The organism is Serratia sp. CY33525, from assembly GCF_052169115.1.
Classification (GTDB): Bacteria; Pseudomonadota; Gammaproteobacteria; order Enterobacterales; family Enterobacteriaceae; genus Serratia; species Serratia sarumanii.
The window spans coordinates 167,341-188,388 of record NZ_JBJNLK010000004.1; the positions used below are offsets into that span (position 1 = coordinate 167,341).

Sequence of the window (21,048 nt, forward strand, 5' to 3'; positions counted from 1 at the left end):
TGCGGAAACCGGCGGGAATCAGTCGATGACCGCCGTGGTCAGACGCGAGGTGCAGCACAGCCGATCGCGCGCGTCGAAGATCTCGATTTGCCACACCTGATGACGGCGGCCAACGTGCAATGCGCGGCACACCCCGCGCACCTGGCCATCGAACACCGCGCGCAGGTGGTTGGCGTTGATCTCCAGCCCCACCACTTTCTGCTCGCCCTCGCTGCACAGGTAACCGGCCATCGATCCCATCGATTCCGCCAGCACCACCGACGCCCCGCCGTGCAACAGCCCGAACGGCTGCCGGGTGCGGCCATCGACCGGCATGGTGGCCTCGAGGAAATCCTCGCCCAGCTGGGTAAACTCGATGCCCACATGGCTGACCATGCAGCCGTCGCCGGCGCGGTTCAACTGCTCCAGCGATGTTTCACGTTTCCACAATTTCACTCAATCATCTCCAGAAGTGCCTGTAAGGGGTGGCGCACGCCATTGCCCTCGATGCGTTTCACCTGGCTGCGGCAGGAATAGCCGGTCGCCAGGCAGCGCTGCCGCGGCAAACGCTGCAGTGTCGGGTGCCATGATAGCTCATAAATGCCGAGCGAGTTTTGCAGGTTCTTGGCTTCATGGCCGTAAGTGCCCGCCATGCCGCAGCAGCCGACGCTGACGTTCTCCAGTTTGGCGCCGAAGCGCGCGAAGATCGCCGCCCACTGTTGGCCGCTGGCCGGCAGCGCGGTGGTTTCGGTACAGTGGCCGAACAGATACCAGGGTTCGCCGGTCGCCGGCTGTTCGGCGCGATCCGCGATCCGCTGCTGCAGCCATTCGTGCACCAGCAGCACCTGGAAATCGCCGCGTTCGGCGCCGAGGATCTCGCGGTATTCGTCGCGGTAGCACAGCACCAGCGCCGGATCGACGCCCACCAGCGGCATGCCGAGCTGCGCCACGCGGTTGAGGAAATCGGCGGTTTTGCGCGCGGTGCGGGCAAAGCGCGTCAGGAAACCCTTCACATGCTGCGCCTTGCCGTTCGGCGAGAACGGCAGCAGCACCGGTTTATAGCCGAGCTTCTCCACCAGCCGGACAAAGTCCGCCACCACTTTGGCGTCGTAATAGCTGGTGAACGGATCCTGGACGATCAGCACGTGTTCTGCGCGCTGCTCGGCGCTCAGCCCTTCCAGCTGCTCCAGCGTCAGCGTGGTCGCGCGGTGGCCGGACAGCTGCTGACGCAGCGTCGGGCTGGACAGCAGCGGCAGATCGACCATGCCGATGGCGTTGCGGCTCATCTCCCGCAGCCACGGCTGGCGGAAGAAGAAGTTGAACACCTTCGGCGCGCGGGCCATCAATGGGGTATAGCTCTCCACGCCGGCGACCATGTAGTCGCTTACCGGGCGCAGATAGCGGGTGTGGTAGAGCTGCAGGAAGCGCGAACGGAATCCCGGCACGTCAATCTTGATTGGGCACTGCGTGGAGCAGGCCTTGCAGGCCAGGCAACCGGACATCGCCTCTTTCACTTCGTGCGAAAAGTCGTACTCGCCCTTGCCGGCGTGCCAGCTGTTGCGGGTCTTCTCGATCAGGCCGCGCAGGCTGAGGCGCTGCTGCGGCAGCTGTTTCTCCAGCGCCAACGGATCGACGCCCTGCTCGGCCAACAGACGCAGCCACTCGCGCACCAGCGTCGCCCGCCCTTTCGGTGAATGAATGCGGTTGCCGCTGATCTTCATCGACGGGCACATCGGGCTGCGCACGTCGAAGTTGAAGCACAGGCCGTTGCCGTTACACTCCAGCGCGCCGCGGAACGAGGTGCGCACCTCGACCGGGATCTGGCGATCGAAGGTGCCGCGTTTGACCGCGTCCACCTGCATCATTGGTGCATCCACCGCCAGCGGCGCACAGATCTTGCCCGGGTTCAGACGGTTATCCGGATCGAACGCCGCTTTGATGCGGCGCAGCTCCTCATACAACGTTTCCCCGAAGAATTCAGGGCTGTATTCCGCGCGGAAGCCCTTGCCGTGCTCACCCCACAGCAGGCCGCCGTATTTGGCGGTCAGCGCCACCACCCGATCGGAGATATGCTTCATCAGCACTTCCTGCTGCGGGTCGCACATATCAAGCGCCGGGCGCACGTGCAGCACCCCGGCGTCGACGTGGCCGAACATGCCATAGCTCAGGTTATGGTCGTCGAGCAGTTGGCGAAATTCGACAATATAGTCCGCCAGGTGTTGCGGCGGCACGCAGGTGTCCTCGGCGAATGGAATCGGCTTGGCGCGCCCTTTGGCGTTGCCCAGCAGCCCGACCGCCTTCTTGCGCATGTTATAAATGCGCTCGATGCCCGCCAGATCGCCACAGATCTGGTAACCGATCACGCCGCCCTGCCGCTGCGCGATCAATTCGTCCAGCCGTTGACACAGGGTTTCCATCTGGCCGTCGATCAGCGCCCGATCGTCGCCGGCGAACTCGACGATGTTCAGCCCGAGCATCTCTTTATCCGGCACATCGGCGATCAGTTCGTTCACCGAGTGCCAAACGATGTCTTCACGCGCCAGGTTCAGCACCTTGGAATCAATGGTTTCCACCGACAGCGCCTTGGCTTCGACCATAAAGGGCGCATTGCGCAGCGCCGAGTCGAAGGAGTCGTATTTTACGTTAACCAAACGGCGCACTTTCGGCAGCGGCGTGATGTCCAGCCGCGCCTCGGTGATAAACGCCAGCGTGCCTTCGGCGCCGGTCAGGATGCGCGTCAGATCGAAGGTTTGCAGATCGTCGCTCAGCACGTGGCGCAGATCGTAACCGGTGAGGAAGCGGTTGAGCTTGGGGAATTTCTCCAGGATCAGCGCGCGCTGCTCGCGGCAGCGGTTCAGCACCGTGCGGTAGATACGCCCTTCGGCGGTCTCGTCCAGAGCAATCGTTTCCGCCAGCGCCGTCGGCATGGCGCGGGTATCGATCATCTCGCCGCCCAGCAGCACCGCCCGCAGGCCCAACACGTGATCGGAGGTTTTGCCGTACACCAGCGAGCCCTGACCGGAGGCGTCGGTATTGATCATGCCGCCCAGGGTGGCGCGGTTGCTTGTGGACAGTTCCGGCGAGAAGAAGTAGCCGAACGGCCGCAGATATTGATTCAGCTGATCCTTGATCACCCCGGCTTCGACTTTTACCCAGCCTTGTTCAACGTTGATCTCCAGAATGCGGTTCATATGGCGCGACATATCGACCACGATGCCGGTATTGAGCGACTGGCCGTTGGTGCCGGTGCCGCCGCCGCGCGGGCTGAAGGTCAGCGCATTGAATCGCTCTTCCCCGGCCAGGCGGGCGATCAGCGCCACGTCGGCGGTGGAACGGGGAAACACCACCGCATCGGGCAACAGCTGATAGATGCTGTTGTCGGTGGCCATCGTCAGCCGGTCGGCATAGCTGGTGGCGGTATCGCCGTTGAATCCGTTTTGCTTCAGTGCTTCCAAAAAGTCGAGCACCCGTTGAACGAGGCCGGGCGCCTGAGAAATCTGTGGGATCATTCGCTTTTTTGACCCTGTCCGTCTATTTTTTATGCGCTGATGTACGCTGAATCGGGCCTTTAATTCAGACCCACCCTATTTTTTAGTGACACTAAAAACTAACATACTCGTTTAGTGAAGGCATTCACATTATTACCGCCCTGCGAACGCCGCCACAGGCGGCCGCCCGGCGGTAATAAACCGACCGACAGGCACCCGATTCGCCGGTGCCAGGGATTTAATTGACCAGGATGAGAAGCCACTGATGCCACTCCCGCAATCGCGTTACGACTTACCGCGAATTATTTTCGGCGTGCTGTTTATCGCCATCATGATCGTCGCCTGTTTTTGGGTGATCCAACCGTTCATTCTCGGCTTCGCCTGGGCGGGAATGGTGGTGATCGCCACCTGGCCGCTGCTGCTCAAACTGCAAAAGCTGCTGTGGGGCCGCCGCTCGCTGGCGGTGCTGGTGATGACCCTGCTGCTGATCCTGCTGTTCATTTTGCCTATCTCTCTGCTGATCAGCAGCGTGGTGGATAACAGTGCGCCGCTGATCGCCTGGGCCAGCTCGCCGGGCAAACTGCACATTCCCGATCTCGCCTGGCTGCAGTCCGTGCCGATGATCGGCGACAGGCTCTATACCAGCTACCATACGCTGGTTAACGCCGGCGGCGCCGCGCTGCTGGCGAAGGTGCAGCCGTACTTCGGCCAAACCGCCACCTGGTTCGTGGCGCAGGCCGCGCATATCGGCCGTCTGCTGCTGCACTGCGCGCTGATGCTGCTGTTCAGCGCCCTGTTGTATGCGCGCGGCGAGCAGGTGGCGTTGGGCATCCGCCACTTTGCGGTGCGCCTCGGCTCTGCGCGCGGCGATGCGGCGGTGCTGCTGGGCGGCCAGGCGATCCGCGCCGTCGCGCTGGGTGTGGTGGTGACGGCGCTGGTGCAGTCGGTGCTGGGCGGCATCGGTCTGGCGGTGAGCGGCATTCCGGCCGCCACTCTGCTGACGATGCTGATCTTCATCTGCTGCGTGGCGCAATTGGGGCCGCTGCTGGTGCTGGTGCCGGCCATCATCTGGCTGTACTGGCACGGCGATACCACCTGGGGCACCGTGCTGCTGGTCTGGAGCTGCGTGGTGGCTACGCTGGATAACGTGCTGCGCCCGGTGCTGATCCGCATGGGCGCCGATCTGCCGCTGCTGCTGATCCTGTCCGGCGTTATCGGCGGCTTGCTGGCCTTCGGCATGATTGGCCTGTTCATCGGCCCGGTGGTGTTGGCGGTATCTTATCGCCTGCTGACCGCCTGGATGGATGAAGCGCCGGAGCCGACCACCGCGCCGGAGCAAGTCATCGAAGATTTGGAAAAACGCTGATTCCCCTCTTCCGCCCGCATCGTCGGGCGGAACTTTTCATTCCTGCCGTTATTCCTACCCCATTCGAGTAATATCTCCACCCAATATAATGCCGCCATATATTGATTACGGCACCGCGAATGAAAGGTGCAATGTAAATCCCTGTTTGTTGCAAACGGCAAAAAGAGATAACTCCCGCAAATAAAATGTGATGCCGCTATCGATTAGGATGATTCTTAATGACTAGTCGCGTTCAAAAATCTAGTATTATGGCCATCTATTGCTTCAAATCACTGATTTTAAAGCAACCTTTCTGAACAATGTAATGCCATACATGTGAATTGCTGTGTGTAGTCTTTGCCCATCTCCTACGGTGGGCTTTTTTTTATTCTTTTTTCGTCGAATTGATTATTTTACGCGCCGTTATTTACATTCAGAAATAAAAAGGCCGCAGCGTTAACTGCGGCCCGGCGTTAATGCCTCAGCGAGGCCGAGACATTATTTCTTTTTCGACAAATTGATCCAGGTCTGCACCACGGTGTCCGGATTAAGCGACAGGCTGTCGATGCCCTGCTCCATCAGCCACTCGGCGAAGTCTTCGTGGTCGGACGGACCCTGGCCGCAGATGCCGACGTATTTGCCGCGGCGCTTGGCCGCCTGAATCGCCATCGACAGCAGCGCTTTCACCGCGTCGTTGCGTTCGTCGAACAGCTCCGACACCACGCCGGAGTCGCGATCCAGCCCCAGCGCCAACTGGGTCATGTCGTTGGAGCCGATGGAGAAGCCGTCGAAGTGTTCGAGGAACTGATCCGCCAACAGCGCATTGGACGGGATCTCGCACATCATGATCACTTTCAGCCCGTTTTCGCCGCGCTTCAGTCCCTGACGCGCCAGCTCGGCCACCACCGCTTCCGCCTGCGCCACGGTGCGCACGAACGGCACCATGATTTCGACGTTGGTCAGCCCCATTTCGTTACGCACGCGTTTCACCGCCTCGCACTCCAGCGCGAAGCAATCGCGGAAGCTGTCGGCCACGTAGCGGCCGGCGCCGCGGAAGCCCAGCATCGGGTTCTCTTCGTGCGGTTCATACTTGTCGCCACCCACCAGGTTGGCGTACTCGTTGGATTTGAAGTCGGACAGGCGCACGATCACGCGCTTCGGCCAGAAGGCGGCGCCCAGCGTCGCGATGCCCTCGGTCAGGCGGCCGACGTAGAACTCGACCGGATGATCGTAACCCTGCATCAGCGCGCGAATCTCGTTTTGCAGCGCCGGCGTCTGCTGATCGAACTCCAGCAGCGCACGCGGGTGCACGCCGATCATGCGGTTGATGATAAATTCCAGCCGCGCCAGGCCCACGCCTTCGTTCGGCAAACGCGCAAAGTCGAAGGCGCGATCCGGGTTGCCGACGTTCATCATGATCTTCAGCGGCAGATCCGGCAGCTCGGTCACTTCGGAGCTCTGCACGCTGAAGTCCAGCATATCGCTGTAAACGAAGCCGGTGTCGCCTTCCGCGCAGGAGACGGTGACTTTCTGGCCGTCTTTCAGCACGTCGGTGGCGTGGCCGCAGCCCACCACCGCCGGGATCCCCAGTTCACGGGCGATGATCGCCGCGTGACAGGTACGCCCGCCGCGGTTGGTGACGATCGCGGCGGCCTTCTTCATGATCGGTTCCCAGTCCGGGTCGGTCATGTCGGTGACCAGCACGTCGCCCGGCTGGATGCGATCCATTTCGCTGATGTCGTGGATCACTTTCACCGGACCGGCGCCGATGCGGTGGCCGATGGCGCGGCCTTCCACCAGCACCGGGCTGGAGCCGTTCAACTGGTAGCGCTCCATGGTCTGCTCGTTGGAGCGCACGGTTTCCGGGCGTGCCTGCACGATCAGCAGCTTGCCGGTATGGCCGTCTTTCGCCCACTCGATATCCATCGGGCGGCCGTAATGTTTTTCGATCAGGATCGCCTGCTGCGCCAGCGCCTGCACTTCGTCATCCGTCAACGAGAAACGGCTGCGCTGCGCTTCCGGCACGTCTTCGATGCGCACCTGCTTGCCGTGATCCTGCGACGGCGCGTACACCATGCGGATCTTTTTCGAACCCAGGTTGCGGCGGACGATCGCCGGCTTGCCGTTTTGCAGCGTCGGTTTGTGCACGTAGAACTCATCCGGGTTCACTGCGCCCTGCACCACCATTTCACCCAGGCCGAAGGCGGAGGTGATAAACACCACCTGATCAAAGCCGGACTCGGTATCGATGGTGAACATCACGCCCGAAGAGGCCAAATCCGAGCGCACCATGCGCTGTACGCCCGCCGACAGCGCCACGCCGCGGTGGTCATAGCCCTGATGCACGCGATAAGAGATGGCACGGTCGTTGAACAGCGACGCGAACACGTGCTTGATCGCCACCATTACGGCGTCGATGCCCTGCACGTTGAGGAAGGTTTCCTGCTGGCCGGCGAAGGACGCGTCCGGCATGTCTTCCGCCGTGGCGGAGGAGCGCACCGCGAAGGAAGCTTCCGGTTCGCCGTCGGCGAGCTGTTGGTAAGCCTGATGAATTTCGCGTTCGAACTCGGCGTGGAACGGCGTGTCGATCACCCATTGGCGGATCTGGGCGCCGGCCTTGGCCAGTTGTGCAACGTCGTCAACGTCGGTCTGATCCAGTAGCTGATAGATGCGCTGGTTAACACCGCTTTGTTCGAGGAAATCGTTAAACGCCTGTGCGGTGGTGGCAAAACCGTTCGGCACGGCCACGCCCAAATCGGAAAGATTGGTGATCATTTCACCGAGGGAGGCGTTTTTACCGCCGACACGGTCAACGTCGTGCATGCCAAGCTGGTTGTACCAAAGCACATTACGCAAGTCTGGGCCATTGTTGGACATCGAGACAATCCTTATTGCTATCAGTAGGGTAAAGACGGATTTAATTCGCTTGCTTTACGGCGCCGCTAACACGGAGCCGAATCAGACTAGCACACTGATCCGGGGAAAATGGAAAGGTGAATCGATCAACCCACTGAAGAAAGTGGTTTTTAAGAGAATGTCCTAACCGGCTGATTTGCCTGGGAACCGTTCCCAATCGCACGAAAAGCTTAGTTCTCAACAAATTACGCTCTTTTTAAACTTCTGTTTTAATGACCACGCAAACGCTACCGTTTTTGGTGAAAATAGCGGCAAATTTACGTTTCGGATCGAAAAGCGTCGCCGCGCCGCGATTTTTACCGCCGGCAAAACGCGCTTTTCTTCACGCGCCGCCGCAAGGCGCTTTACCGCCCCGCCGTCACAATTTTTCCCCTCGCCCCTTTACCGGCGGATCGTCTGCGGCTCATGATATTGACAGTGATGACAGCAGTAACACCGTTTTCAGGTAAGGAGCCTCGGGTGGAAAGAAGCGTTTTTTATATTTCGGATGGTACGGCGATCACCGCCGAAGTACTGGGACACGCGGTGCTGTCGCAGTTCCCGGTCACGGCGACCACCTATACCCTGCCGTTTGTCGAAACCGAGGCGCGCGCTCGCGCAGTTCGCCAACAAATCGATGATATCTATAATGAAACCGGCGTGCGGCCGCTGGTGTTTTACTCCATCATCTCGCCGGAAGTGCGCGATGTGATCGTGCAGAGCCAGGGCTTCTGCCAGGATATCGTGCAGGCGCTGGTCGGCCCGCTGCAGGGCGAGCTGGAAGTGGAGCCGACGCCGGTGCCGAACCGCACCCACGGTCTGACCGCCAGCAACCTCGGCAAGTACGACGCGCGCATTGCCGCCATCGACTATACGCTGGCGCACGACGACGGCATTTCGCTGCGCAACCTCGATCAGGCGCAGGTGATCCTGCTCGGCGTGTCGCGCTGCGGCAAAACCCCCACCAGCCTTTATCTGGCGATGCAGTTCGGCATCCGCGCCGCCAACTACCCGTTTATCGCCGACGATATGGACAATTTGCACCTGCCGGCCTCGCTGAAACCGTTTCAGCATAAATTATTCGGCCTGACCATCGATCCGGAACGCCTGGCGGCGATCCGCGAGGAACGGCGTGAAAACAGCCGTTACGCTTCATTGCGCCAGTGCCGTATGGAGATCGCCGAAGTCGAGGCGCTGTTCCGCAAAAATCAGATCCGCTACCTCAATACCACCAACTATTCGGTCGAAGAGATCTCCACCAAAATCCTCGACATCCTCGGCATGAGCCGCCGCATGTTCTGACCTTTTCCTCGCGGGGCCGCCGCGCCCCGCCACCTGCCGTTTATTTCAGCAGCCGCTGATTTTTTTGTGCTTTTTTTCGCGGCTTTGATCAACAGAACACAATCTCTACGGTTGAATTCAGCGCTTTTTGCGTTATTGTGATCGCCATCACTTCCCGGCACTCCTGCCGCAGAGAAGAACAGTTTCCAGGAAACAACATGCACAAAACAGATGAACTGCGGACCGCGCGCATCGACAGCCTCGTCACGCCGCAAGCGTTGGCGGACAAGCTGCCGATCTCGGCGGCCGTCGCCGACAACGTGACCGCGTCACGAAAACGCATTGAAAAAATCCTCACCGGTGAAGACCGCCGCCTGCTGGTGGTGATCGGCCCCTGCTCCATCCACGATCTCGACGCCGCCGTCGATTACGCCGGCCGGTTGAACGCCCTGCGCGAACGCTACCAGGATCGCCTGGAGATCGTGATGCGCACCTATTTCGAAAAACCGCGCACCGTCGTCGGCTGGAAAGGCCTGATATCCGATCCGGCGCTGGACGGCACCTTCCAGGTCAACCGCGGCATCGAAATGGCGCGCCGCCTGCTGCTGGAAGTGAACCAGCTCGGCCTGCCAACCGCCACCGAATTCCTGGACATGGTGGTCGGCCAATACATCGCCGATCTGATCAGCTGGGGCGCCATCGGCGCGCGCACCACCGAAAGCCAGATCCACCGTGAAATGGCCTCGGCGCTCTCCTGCCCGGTCGGCTTCAAAAACGGCACCGACGGCAACACCCGCATCGCCATCGACGCCATTCGCGCGGCGCGCGCCGGGCACATGTTCCTGTCGCCGGACAAACATGGCCAAATGACCATCTACCAGACCAGCGGCAACCCGTACGGCCACATCATCATGCGCGGCGGCAAAACGCCGAACTATCACGCCAGCGACATCGCCGCCGCCTGCGACAGCCTGCGCGAGTTCGATCTGCCGGAACACCTGGTGATCGACTTCAGCCACGGCAACTGCCAGAAAATGCACCGCCGCCAGCTGGAAGTGGCCGACAACGTCTGCCAACAGATCCGCGCCGGCTCCGCCGCCATCACCGGCGTGATGGCGGAAAGCTTCCTGGTGGAAGGCACGCAGAAGATCGTCGCCGGCCAGCCGCTGACCTATGGCCAATCAATCACCGATCCTTGCCTGAGCTGGTCCGACAGCGAACAGTTGCTGGCGATGCTGGCGGATGCGGTCGATAGCCGTTTCTGACGCACTAGAGGCCGGGGCCTCGCCCCGGCTTTATCCCTTCTGTCCCGCTCATCTATACTGATTGCAACGCTTTAGCACCCGCCGAAACGCACCTGGAGCCACGGCATGATTCACTCTCTGTTATCCATCCCCTGCGTCACGCTGCAGGGCGAGCAAAAAACGCTGGGCGATTACCCGGCGCGCGCTTATCTGGTGGTCAACACCGCCAGCAAGTGCGGCTTCACCCCGCAATACCGCGGGCTGGAAAATTTGTGGCAATACTATCGCGAACGCGGCCTGGTGGTGCTCGGCTTCCCCTGCAACCAGTTTGGTTCTCAGGAGCCGGGCAGCCCGCTGGAGATCGCCAACTTTTGCAGCCTCAACTACGGCGTCAGTTTCCCGCTGTTCAGCAAGATAGACGTTAACGGCCCCGGCGCGCACCCGCTGTTCAATGAGTTGAAACGCCTGGCGCCCGGCATTCTGGGCAGCCGCCGCATCAAATGGAATTTCACCAAGTTCCTGCTCACCGCCGACGGCCAGCGCGTCACGCGCTTTGCGCCGATCACCAAACCCGAACGCCTGTTTGACCGCATCGAAACCCTGCTGAAATAACGCCCCTTTTTTACGGGCCGGGTACGCTCGGCCCGCCGCCGGATGTCCATTCGACAAAAAGGTTCCATCGGTAAGAAAATTTTCCTTGATGTAACCTTTCCTTCACATGATAATGATTCTCAGTTTGATATTAATTACCATTTAATGGTCTGTTTTATAAGCACAATGATAATGGATACTGCCAACACGCCTACCCCCGCCGCCGCGGCCCCGACCGAGCACAGCGCAAACGCGCCGCCCAGCTACGACAGCGCACAGCTGCTCGGCGCCGACGGCATCGCGTTCATTACCCATCAGGGCCAGCGCTATCAGCTGCGGCAGACCAAAGCCGGGAAATTGATCCTGACCAAATAACCACAGAACCCTCAAACGCCAGCCACCCCGATCTTTTGATCCAGGCAGCCAGCAAATCTATTGATATGTTTTATTACATACGGAGAGTTGCACCATGCCTCTGACATTTTCCACCCGGCTGCGTTTTTCCGCTTTGAGTCTGGCGATTGCCTGCGCTCTGCCTACGGTGGCCTTGGCACAAAACACCAGCACAACATCCTCTTCCAACGCGGCGCCGGCTAAAAAAGCCAAAGCCGCCGACGAGACCATGACCGTGGTCGCCACCGGCAACCAACGCAGCAGCTTTGAAGCGCCGATGATGGTCACGGTCATCGAAGGCAACTCGCCGGAAAGCCAAACTGCAGGCACCGCCGCCGATATGCTGCGCCGCGTGCCGGGCATTACCGTCAACGGCACCGGGCGCAGCAACGGCCAGGACGTGACGATGCGTGGCTACGGCAAAAACGGCGTGCTGACGCTGGTCGACGGCATCCGCCAGGGGACCGATACCGGCCATATCGGCGGCACCTTCCTCGATCCGGCGCTGGTGAAACGCATTGAAATCGTGCGCGGTCCCTCCGCGTTGCTGTACGGCAGCGGCGCGCTGGGCGGCGTTATCGCCTACGAGACCGTTGATGCCGCCGATCTGCTGCTGCCGGGCCAGGATACCGGGTTCCGCGTCTACGGCACCGCCGGCACCGGCGATCACAGCCTGGGCATGGGCGCCAGCGCCTACGGCAAGACCGATAACCTCGACGGTTTGCTGTCGTTTGGCACCCGCGACGTCGGCGATCTGCGTCAGGGCAACGGCTTCGATGCGCCAAATGACGAAACCATAAGCAACGTGCTGGCCAAAGGCACCTGGAAGATCGACGACAATCAGTCGCTGAGCGGCAATCTGCGCTACTACAACAACAGCGCTCAAGAGCCGAAAAATCCGCAGACGCCGGGCAGCTCGAGCGGCAACCCGATGACCAACCGCTCGACCATCCAGCGCGATGCCGCATTGAGCTATAAGCTCAAGCCGGTCGGCCAGGATTGGCTGGACGCCACCGCCAAGCTGTACACCTCGGAAGTCAAAATCAATGCGCACAACGCCGGCGCGACCGACGAATTCCGCAAGCAGACCACCAACGGCGGCAAGCTGGAAAACCGCACGCGCCTGTTCGCCGACAGCTTTGCGTCACACCTGCTGACCTACGGCTCCGAGGTCTATGAACAGAAACAACAGCCGGGCGGCGCCACCACCAGCTTCCCGCAGGCCAAGATCAACTTCGCCTCCGGCTGGCTACAGGATGAAATTACGCTGCGCGACATTCCGATCACCGTGCTGGCAGGCACGCGCTACGACGATTACAAAGGCAGCAGCCAGAGCCACGAAGACGTCAAGGCCGACAAATGGTCGTCCCGCGGAGCCCTGAGCTACTCGCCGACCGACTGGTTGATGCTGTTCGGCTCCTATTCCCAGGCCTTCCGCGCCCCGACCATGGGCGAGATGTACAACGATTCGCGCCACTTCCCCGGCAACTATTGGGTGCCCAATCCTAATCTGCGGCCGGAAACCACCAGCACCACCGAAGCCGGTTTCGGGCTGCGCTTCGACGATCTGCTGCTGGCGGATGACAGCCTGCAATTCAAGGCCAGTTACTTCGATACCGACGCCAAAGACTACATCTTCATGTATGTCACTCGCACGCAGACCGCCTCAGCGAATATCTCTCGCGCCAAAATTTGGGGTTGGGACACCTCGCTGAACTATCAGACCAAGTGGTTTAACTGGGATCTGGCTTACAACCGTACACGCGGCAAGGACAAGTCTCGCAATGGCGAGCTGAACGCGAAAAGCGGCGATTGGCTGGCCGACATCAGCCCGGATACCGTTACCAGCTCGCTGGACGTGCCGCTGGGCGAAACCGGCCTGTCCGCCGGCTGGGTTGCCACCTTCGCCGAGCGCGCCAAGCGAGTGCCCGCCACCTACTCGGAACAAGGCGGCTATGGCGTCAACGACTTCTATCTGAGCTACAAGGGCCGCGATCGGCTGCAGGGCATGACCACCACCGTGGTGCTGGGCAACGCCTTCGACAAGGAATATTACTCGCCGCAGGGCGTCCCGCAGGATGGCCGCAACGCCAAACTGCTGGTCAGCTACCAGTGGTAATCATTTGACTATCTGGCGGACAACCCGGTTGTCCGCCGTTCGCATTACAGCGCAGGAGAATCCCGCATGAGCAACACCCTATACGAACGCTACCAACAGGCTAAAATCGATCACCCCGGCAAATACGCCCGCGATCTGGCGGCGATCCTCGGCGTCAGCGAAGCGGAGCTGACGCACGCCCGCGTCGGCCACGACACCCGCCGCCTGCAGGCCGACGCGCGCACCCTGCTGACCGAGCTTGAGCAGGTCGGCGTCACCAAGTCCATCACCCGCAACAGCTATGCGGTGCATGAGCAGATGGGCCGTTACTGCAACCAGCACCTCAACGGCCACGCCGGACTGATCCTCAACCCACGCGAGCTGGATCTGCGCCTGTTCCTCAACCACTGGACCAGCGTCTTCGCCATGAGCGAAACCAACAAGCGCGGCGTGCGCCACAGCATCCAGTTCTTCGACCAACAGGGCGATGCGCTGCACAAGGTCTACACCACCGAAGAGACCGATCTGCCGGCCTGGATGGCGCTGGTGGAACGCCACCTGAGCGAAGAAAACCCGGCGCTGGCGCTGCAGCCCGTCGAGGCGGCCACCACCGATGAAACGACGCAGGATCATGCCAAAATCGACGGTGAGTGGCGCGCGATGACTGACGTTCATCAGTTCTTCCAGCTGCTGAGCCGCAACAAGCTGACGCGCCAACAGGCCTTCCGCGCCGTCGGCAACGATCTGGCCTACCAGGTGGACAACAGCGCGCTGTCGCAGCTGCTCGAAGCGGCGCAGCAACAGCAAAACGAGATCATGATCTTCGTCGGCAACCGCGGCTGCGTGCAGATCTTCACCGGCCAGATCGAACGTTTGATGCCGCAGGAAGGCTGGATCAACGTGTTCAACCGCCGCTTCACGCTGCACCTGATTGAAGACGCCATCGCCGAAAGCTGGATCACCCGCAAACCGACCAAGGACGGCATCGTCACCAGCCTGGAGCTGTTCGCCGCCGACGGCACACAGATCGCGCAGCTGTATGGCCAGCGTACCGAAGGCCAGCCGGAACAAACCCAGTGGCACGAGCAGGTTGCCGCGCTCGCCGCCAAGGACATCGCCGCATGAAATCTTCCTTGATCCGCCGCCTGGCGTTGATGATGTCGCTAGCGCTGCCGCTCACCGCCGCGGCGGCGCAGCGCATCGTCTCGATCGGCGGCGACGTGACGGAAATCGCCTTCGCGCTCGGCGCCGGCGACGAGGTGATCGCCCGCGACAGCACCAGTCTGCATCCGGAAGCGGTGAAAAAGCTGCCGGACGTCGGCTACATGCGCCAGCTGAACGCCGAAGGCATTTTGGCGCTGAAGCCGACGCTGGTGCTGACGACCGAGCTGGCACAGCCGGCGCTGGTGCTCAAACAGCTGGCGGACAGCGGTGTCAACGTGGTCAGCGTGCCGGGTGACACCACCCTGCAGGCGGTGCCTCAGAAAATCGCTACGATCGCCGCCGCGCTGCAGCGCGTTGAGCAAGGCAAACAGCTGAGCGAGCGCTATCGACAACAGCTGGCGGCGGTGGATACCTCCCCGCTGCCGGTCAAGGTGCTGTTCGTGATGAGCCACGGCGGCATCACGCCGATGGCCGCCGGGCAACACACCGCCGCCGACGCGGTGATCGCCGCCGCCGGGCTGAAAAACGCCATGCAGGGCTTTGACCGCTACCGGCCGCTGTCGCAGGAAGGCGTCATCGCCAGCGCGCCGGATCTGTTGCTGGTCACCACCGACGGCGTGCGCACCCTCGGCGGCGAACAGCAGCTGTGGACGCTGCCGGGCCTGGCGTTGACGCCGGCAGGCAAGCAGCGCCGCGTGCTGATCGTCGATGACATGGCGCTGCTGGGCTTCGGTCTGGAAACGCCGGCGGCGCTGGCCAAGCTGCGCCACGCGGCGGAGCAAAAGTAATGCGCTGTCGCACCTCGCCTCAGCTGGCCATCATCGGTCTGCTGGTGCTGCTGACGCTGCTGGCGCTAGTCGCCGCCAACCTGGGCGCGCTGACGCTGTCGTTTCGCACCCTATGGCGCGAACCTTTCAGCGACGCCGCCTGGCACATCTGGTTGAACATTCGCCTGCCGCGCGTGCTGCTGGCGGTGGTGATCGGCTGCGCGCTGGCGGTGTCCGGCGCCGTGATGCAAGGGCTGTTCCGCAACCCGCTGGCGGATCCGAGCCTGCTGGGCATCAGCAGCGGCGGCGCGCTGTTTGTCGCGCTGTTCATCGTGATGCCTCTGGCGTTGCCGGTGACGATCGCGCTGTACGGTCATATGCTGGCGGCGTTCCTCGGCAGCCTGCTGGTGTCATTGTTGATCTACGGCATCAGCCGCAGCGGGCACGGCAATCTGTCGCGGCTGCTGCTGGCGGGCATCGCCATCAACGCCCTGTGCATGGCGGCCATCGGCGTGCTCTCTTACGTCAGCAGCGATCAACAGCTGCGCCAGTTCTCGCTGTGGATGATGGGCAGCCTCAGCCAGTCGCAGTGGCCGACCCTGGCGGTTTCCGCCTCGCTGATCCTGCCTGCGGCGCTGCTGACGCTGCTGCAGGCGCGCCGACTGAACCTGTTGCAGCTGGGGGACGAAGAGGCCCACTACCTCGGGGTGAACGTCCAGCGCGCCAAGCTGCAGCTGCTGTTGTTGAGCGCCTTGCTGATCGGCGCGGCGGTAGCGATGAGCGGCGTGATCGGCTTTGTCGGCCTGGTGGTGCCGCATCTGGTGCGCATGCGCCTCGGCGGCGATCACCGCTGGCTGCTGCCCTGCTCCGCGCTGGGCGGTGCCTGCCTGCTGCTGGTCAGCGATACGCTGGCGCGCACGCTGGTGGCGCCGGCCGAAATGCCGGTGGGGCTGATGACCAGCCTGATCGGCGGTCCCTATTTCTTGTGGCTGGTGATGCGCCAGCGGGAGCGAGCCGGTGGATAACGCCGCCTGCCTGACAGCCCGGGAGCTGCGTTACAGCCTCGGTACGCGCCGGTTGATCAACGACGTTTCGCTCAGCCTTGCCGGCGGTGAAATGGTGGCGATTATCGGCCCTAACGGCGCCGGCAAGTCGACGCTGCTGCGCTTGCTGACCGGCTATTTGACGCCGGACTGCGGCGAATGTCGGCTGCTTGACCGCCCACTGGAACACTGGGCGCCGCAACAGTTGGCCAAAGTCCGGGCCGTGATGCGCCAGTACAGCGATTTGGCGTTTCCGTTCAGCGTGGAAGAAGTGGTCAGCATGGGGCGTTCGCCGCACGGCAAACGCGACGAGCATCAGGCGATCCAACAGGTGATGGCGCAAACCGACTGCCTGGCGCTGGCGCAGCGCGACTACCGCCAGCTGTCCGGCGGTGAACAACAGCGGGTGCAGCTGGCGCGGGTGTTGGCGCAGCTGTGGCAACCGCAGCCGTCCCCCGCCTGGCTGTTCCTCGACGAACCGACCTCGGCGCTGGATCTGTATCACCAGCAGCACACCCTGCGCCTGCTGCGCTCGCTGACGCGCCAACAGCCGCTGGGCGTCTGCTGCGTGCTGCACGATCTCAATCTGGCCGCGCTGTACGCCGATCGGATCCTGCTGTTGCATCAGGGGCGGTTGGTGGCGAGCGGCACGCCGCAGGAAGTGTTGCAAACGGAGATCCTCACCCGCTGGTATCAGGCCGATCTCGGCGTGGTGCATCATCCCGAAGTGTCGCTGCCGCAGGTCTACCTGCGCCAATAAAAAATTTAAGGGCGCTATCAAGCGCCCTTTCTTCATCTCAGCTGGAGCAGGAAATCTCCAGGTGCTTGCCCCAGTCCGGCGGCAGCGCGGCGAGATCGTCATACTCCGGCACATCGTCGAACGGCCGCAGCAGGGCCTGATGCAATCGCTGCAAACGGCCCACGTCGTCGTTCTCCGCGTCCTCAATCGCCTGCTGCGCCAGATAGTTGCGCAGGATCAGCCGCGGATTCACCGCCTTCATCGCCCGTTGCCGCTCCGCATCGCTCACCTGCTCCTGTTGCAAACGCTGACGATACTGCTGATACCAGGCGTCGAACGCCGCGCGATCGATAAACTCGTCGCGCAGCGGCGACTGCGCCTGCTGCTGTTCGGTCTCGCTCAACAGGCGGAACGTGCGGGTATAGTCCCGCCCTTCCTGCGCCATCAGGCTCAACAGACCGGTGAGCACGTCGTTGTCCTGCGCCGTCGGCGTGAAGAAGCCGAGTTTGGCGCGCATCTGTTCGCCATAGGCGCGCATCAGCGCCGGCTCATACGCCGCCAGCGCCTGCTGCAGCTGTTCGGTGGTCATCAGCCCCGATAGGGTCTGCGCCAGACGATGCAGGTTCCACAACGCCACCGCCGGCTGATTGTCGAAGGCGTAACGCCCCTGGTGATCGGAATGGTTGCAGATATAGCCGGGCTGGTAGTCGTCAAGGAAACCGTAAGGGCCGTAATCGATGGTGATACCGAGAATCGACATGTTGTCGGTGTTCATCACGCCGTGCGCGAAACCGACGGTTTGCCAATGGGCGATCAGGCGCGCCGTGCGTTCGACCACGTCGGTAAACCACAACAGGTAACGCTCGGCCTGATCCTGCAGCTGCGGCCAGTGACGGGCAATGACGAAATCCGCCAACTGCCGCACCTGCTCCGGCTGTTTACGGTAGTAAAAGTGTTCGAAGTGGCCGAAGCGCACGTGGCTTTCCGCCACCCGCATCAGCATGGCACCGCGTTCCGGCTGCTCGCGGAACACCGGCTGCCTGCTGGTGACGATGGTCAACGCTCGGGTGGTGGGGATCCCCAAATGGTGCAGCGCCTCAGAGGCCAGAAACTCGCGGATAACCGAACGCAGCACCGCGCGGCCGTCCCCCATGCGCGAATACGGCGTAAGCCCGGCGCCCTTCAGGTGCCAGTCGCGGTGGCTGCCGTCCGCCAGAACCTGTTCGCCAAGCAAAATGCCGCGGCCATCGCCCAACTGCCCGGCCCACACGCCGAACTGGTGGCCACTGTACACCTGCGCCAGCGGCTGCATGCCCGGCAGCAGCGTTTCTCCCGCCCAAATCGGGGTTTTATCCTGAGTAAACCAGCTTTCATCCAGCCCCAGCTCGCGCGCCAGCGGCTCGCTGTGGTACAGCAGGCGCGCATCCTTGAGCGGCGTCGGGTTCAGAGCGGTGTAGAAGCCGGGTAACTGTTGGTAGTAAGCGTTATCGAACTGCGGCATAGGCCCTCCGTTTCAGCGTAGTGTAGAGCCTGAACGAGCGGATTAACACCGAAGGAATGCAGGGAGAACGCATCCGCCTGTCGTCAGGACGGATGCGGGGAGTTTAGCGTTCCGCCTGGCTGAGGAAGCGCGGGTTTAATGCCGGCTGATAAACGGTGTTATCAGCCCAACAACGAGGATCAATAACGGTAGCGGAATCACGGTAACCTCATTCCGCGCATGATTTACCTCATTGTGTGTAATTTTTTATATCACTTCTTAATTATTGAACTCGCTGGGCGTCGCCAGCAAAGCTTGCAGATTATCCACACCAACGCTGGGCCATAAAAAACCTTGCAGACCTAAAACACCGGCGTACCTGAGTTTATTAAAATACTCTTTTTTCTCTATTCCTCCGACGATCACGCCTTTACATAACAGGTTGATATTCTTTAACAACGAGTCGATGACCACGTCATATCCCTGATGGGTAAACAGCTGCCAGTAAAAACGCTTGTCTATCTTTACGTAGTCAAACAAACCATCGTACAACGCGGTCAGCGTGGCTTTACCGGAACCGAAATCATCGAGCCACAGCGTAAACATTTCGCTTAATCGCCGCACGCTCGGGTTGTTCTTCCCGGCCGAAAGATTCGGAAAACTCTCACTCACTTCAAATGCAATAAAAGGATATTGCCCGATCCGTTGGCACAACGCCGAATCGGAAAGAATAAGCTCAACGATGGTTTCTTCGATATTGATGGTCAACTGCACGTTGTTACCGGTAAACCAAGCCGCATGCTGCTCCGCAAGTTTCAGTTGCTCATTAAATAACTCAATCCTTTGTTCAGGCGCCAATAAATTAATCCCAATTTCGGCCGGCATGGCTAAATCACCGTCGAGACTGTTGAATCGGCTCAACATTTCCACCGCCAACAGCCCACCCTCCATTGAGTAAACAGGTTGAAAAACATAGCTACTAATAAAGTCAGCTTCGAGTTGGATGTTCATTTTAATGCCACAGGATGAATGGCTAGCGTATCATCGTATATCAATATATTTTATCGATCAATCCCTCTGGGATTAATCGGAAATATCAATGTAAATACCCATGAAATATCATTTAATTGATAGATTAAAGCTATACGACAATCGTGAAAGGCGCAAAGAAAAGCAGCCTAACTTATGCCATGGCGCCCGCCAAACGCGTTATGTGAAAAGGTATTTGGCTTAAGTGGAATGGATTGACGGCCAAATTTGACTTATCTCCTTTGTTTTATTTAAGAAAAATCTTAAATAAAGTAAAATAATCTTCCCGCCTTAACGCCGATTTTTCCTGCCGTTAACGATGACTGATTAAATTTAATAACGCATCAATTCCGCCCGTTATTCTCGGCATTGAAAACGCAAAAAAATGCCCACCTTGATTTTCAGAAAATCTGCGCTACCGCCGTGCAAAACGTCGATTTCAGCGATAAAAAAAGGGATGAGCACGCTCATCCCTTCATCACCAGGCCTTCGCTAACGGATCGTTTCACTCAGCCATTGCCGCAGTTCGGCTAATTCGGCCGCCTGCTGAGGATAGTCCGCCATCAGTCGGTCACAGCAGGCGGCAACGGGCTCGCTTCGATACGGGCAGCCCACCAGCATATCCGCCAGCCGCTGCAGCGAGGCGGGATTAAGGCTGTCGGTGAACGCCTGCGCGCGAACGATAGCCCCCTTCTCCACATCGAAGAACAGGTCTACGCCGCCCCAGACAAAGCGCTCGTTAAGCAAGTGGCTGAACGCCGGCGCCTTGCCGAAATTCCATTCCCAGCTGCTTTGTTTGGCGAACTGCGCGGCAAAATCGGGCAGATCGGGGAAAACGTCCGGCGAAATGATCTCCGGCTCGGCCGTTTCGCCATAGTGGGCGAAGAAAGCCTGCACGATGGCGTCGCATACCTGCTCATGGCTGATACCCGGCAAAAACTCCGCCAAATTGGCGACGCGTGAACGCACCGAGGTGATGCCCTTGGCCTGCAGCTTTTTGGGATCGGGATTGAGGTAGTCCGCCAGCCGCTCCAGATCGGCGTTCAGCAGCAGCGTGCCGTGGTGGAAACCGCGATCCTGGGTTTCTCGATAGGCTGAGCCGGATATTTTACGCGGCCCGTCGGCGGTTTCCATCACCAGATCGTTGCGCCCCGACGCGCTAGCCGCGACGCCCAGCTGCCGCAGCGCTTGCAGAATGATGTCGGTCGAGACGCTCTTGTCGTAGCCCGGCTTGCCGGCCATAAAGGTGAAGCAGGTATTGCCCAGATCGTGAAATACCGCCCCGCCGCCGCTGCTGCGCCGCGCCAGCCGAATGCCGTCCTGCTCCATGCGCCGGGTGTTGCACTCTTTCCAGGGGTTCTGCGACTGGCCAATCACCACCGTTTCGGCATTGCGCCACAGGAAGAGAATTTTTTGCGTGGTCATTTCGCGGAAGATGCACTCTTCCACCGCCAGGTTGAACCAGGGATCGTAGGAGTCGGAGATCAGTAAACGCAGGCTGTTCATGGCAGG

16 protein-coding genes and 1 other RNA gene are annotated in these 21,048 nt (G+C 60.5%); 11 read left to right on the forward strand and 6 right to left on the reverse strand.

Features of this window, described 5'->3' with window-relative positions:
- Window positions 1-18: 18 nt before the first annotated feature.
- Together menI and ydiJ are read right to left on the reverse strand one after the other, a co-directional pair.
- Complete coding sequence (gene menI / locus ACJ8IM_RS12175; protein ID WP_016927938.1) at window positions 19-435, reverse strand: 1,4-dihydroxy-2-naphthoyl-CoA hydrolase; 417 nt, start codon at window positions 433-435, stop codon at window positions 19-21.
- Window positions 432-3,488, reverse strand: a complete 3,057-nt coding sequence (gene ydiJ, locus ACJ8IM_RS12180; RefSeq protein WP_033653928.1) for a D-2-hydroxyglutarate dehydrogenase YdiJ — start codon at window positions 3,486-3,488, stop codon at window positions 432-434. The genes menI and ydiJ overlap by 4 nt, the downstream gene beginning before the upstream one ends.
- Window positions 3,489-3,732: 244 nt before the next feature.
- Here ydiJ and ydiK point away from each other — a divergent pair, with 244 nt between their 5' ends.
- Both ydiK and rprA read left to right on the forward strand, forming a co-directional pair.
- Window positions 3,733-4,833: an AI-2E family transporter YdiK gene (ydiK, locus tag ACJ8IM_RS12185; protein ID WP_033646299.1), complete on the forward strand. Its 1,101-nt coding sequence runs from the start codon at window positions 3,733-3,735 to the stop codon at window positions 4,831-4,833.
- 258 nt (window positions 4,834-5,091) lie between these two features.
- Window positions 5,092-5,201, forward strand: an RNA gene (gene rprA / locus ACJ8IM_RS12190) — antisense sRNA RprA.
- 109 nt (window positions 5,202-5,310) lie between these two features.
- Here rprA and ppsA read toward each other — a convergent pair.
- Entirely contained in the window at window positions 5,311-7,689 is a 2,379-nt protein-coding gene (ppsA, locus tag ACJ8IM_RS12195) for a phosphoenolpyruvate synthase (protein WP_033653927.1), read from the reverse strand.
- 459 nt (window positions 7,690-8,148) lie between these two features.
- Between ppsA and ppsR the strand changes: the two genes are divergently transcribed.
- From ppsR to ACJ8IM_RS12240, 9 genes are all read left to right on the forward strand, one after another.
- Window positions 8,149-9,009 (forward strand): posphoenolpyruvate synthetase regulatory kinase/phosphorylase PpsR, encoded by an 861-nt coding sequence (gene ppsR, locus ACJ8IM_RS12200; RefSeq protein ID WP_049234269.1) that lies wholly within the window; start codon window positions 8,149-8,151, stop codon window positions 9,007-9,009.
- Between the two features lie 197 nt (window positions 9,010-9,206).
- On the forward strand, window positions 9,207-10,253 hold the full coding sequence (locus ACJ8IM_RS12205) for a 3-deoxy-7-phosphoheptulonate synthase (protein ID WP_004931381.1): 1,047 nt from the start codon (window positions 9,207-9,209) through the stop codon (window positions 10,251-10,253).
- Window positions 10,254-10,358: 105 nt separating this feature from the next.
- Window positions 10,359-10,844, forward strand: coding sequence for a glutathione peroxidase (locus ACJ8IM_RS12210; protein WP_033646302.1), 486 nt, complete (start codon window positions 10,359-10,361; stop codon window positions 10,842-10,844).
- Window positions 10,845-11,015: 171 nt separating this feature from the next.
- On the forward strand, window positions 11,016-11,198 hold the full coding sequence (gene hemP / locus ACJ8IM_RS12215; protein WP_016927944.1) for a hemin uptake protein HemP: 183 nt from the start codon (window positions 11,016-11,018) through the stop codon (window positions 11,196-11,198).
- Window positions 11,199-11,292: 94 nt separating this feature from the next.
- Window positions 11,293-13,335, forward strand: a complete 2,043-nt coding sequence (locus ACJ8IM_RS12220; RefSeq protein WP_033653926.1) for a TonB-dependent hemoglobin/transferrin/lactoferrin family receptor — start codon at window positions 11,293-11,295, stop codon at window positions 13,333-13,335.
- 66 nt (window positions 13,336-13,401) lie between these two features.
- Window positions 13,402-14,439, forward strand: a complete 1,038-nt coding sequence (locus ACJ8IM_RS12225) for a hemin-degrading factor (RefSeq protein WP_033653925.1) — start codon at window positions 13,402-13,404, stop codon at window positions 14,437-14,439.
- Window positions 14,436-15,266: a heme/hemin ABC transporter substrate-binding protein gene (locus tag ACJ8IM_RS12230; protein ID WP_033638352.1), complete on the forward strand. Its 831-nt coding sequence runs from the start codon at window positions 14,436-14,438 to the stop codon at window positions 15,264-15,266. The genes ACJ8IM_RS12225 and ACJ8IM_RS12230 overlap by 4 nt, the downstream gene beginning before the upstream one ends.
- Window positions 15,266-16,270 carry a FecCD family ABC transporter permease gene (locus ACJ8IM_RS12235; protein WP_033638351.1) on the forward strand — a complete coding sequence of 335 codons (1,005 nt, stop codon included), beginning with the start codon at window positions 15,266-15,268 and terminating at the stop codon, window positions 16,268-16,270. Before ACJ8IM_RS12230 ends, ACJ8IM_RS12235 begins: the two co-directional genes overlap by 1 nt.
- Window positions 16,263-17,048 carry a heme ABC transporter ATP-binding protein gene (locus ACJ8IM_RS12240; protein ID WP_033646306.1) on the forward strand — a complete coding sequence of 262 codons (786 nt, stop codon included), beginning with the start codon at window positions 16,263-16,265 and terminating at the stop codon, window positions 17,046-17,048. Before ACJ8IM_RS12235 ends, ACJ8IM_RS12240 begins: the two co-directional genes overlap by 8 nt.
- A gap of 37 nt (window positions 17,049-17,085) precedes the next feature.
- Here the strand turns inward: ACJ8IM_RS12240 and ACJ8IM_RS12245 are convergent, their stop codons facing one another.
- From ACJ8IM_RS12245 to ACJ8IM_RS12255, 3 genes are all read right to left on the reverse strand, one after another.
- Window positions 17,086-18,528, reverse strand: coding sequence for a protein adenylyltransferase SelO (locus ACJ8IM_RS12245; protein WP_033653924.1), 1,443 nt, complete (start codon window positions 18,526-18,528; stop codon window positions 17,086-17,088).
- 258 nt (window positions 18,529-18,786) lie between these two features.
- Window positions 18,787-19,518: an EAL domain-containing protein gene (locus tag ACJ8IM_RS12250; protein WP_033646308.1), complete on the reverse strand. Its 732-nt coding sequence runs from the start codon at window positions 19,516-19,518 to the stop codon at window positions 18,787-18,789.
- 510 nt (window positions 19,519-20,028) lie between these two features.
- A complete protein-coding gene (locus ACJ8IM_RS12255) occupies window positions 20,029-21,042 on the reverse strand; it encodes a lipoate--protein ligase A (protein ID WP_033653940.1) in 1,014 nt (337 codons plus the stop codon).
- Window positions 21,043-21,048: the final 6 nt, after the last annotated feature.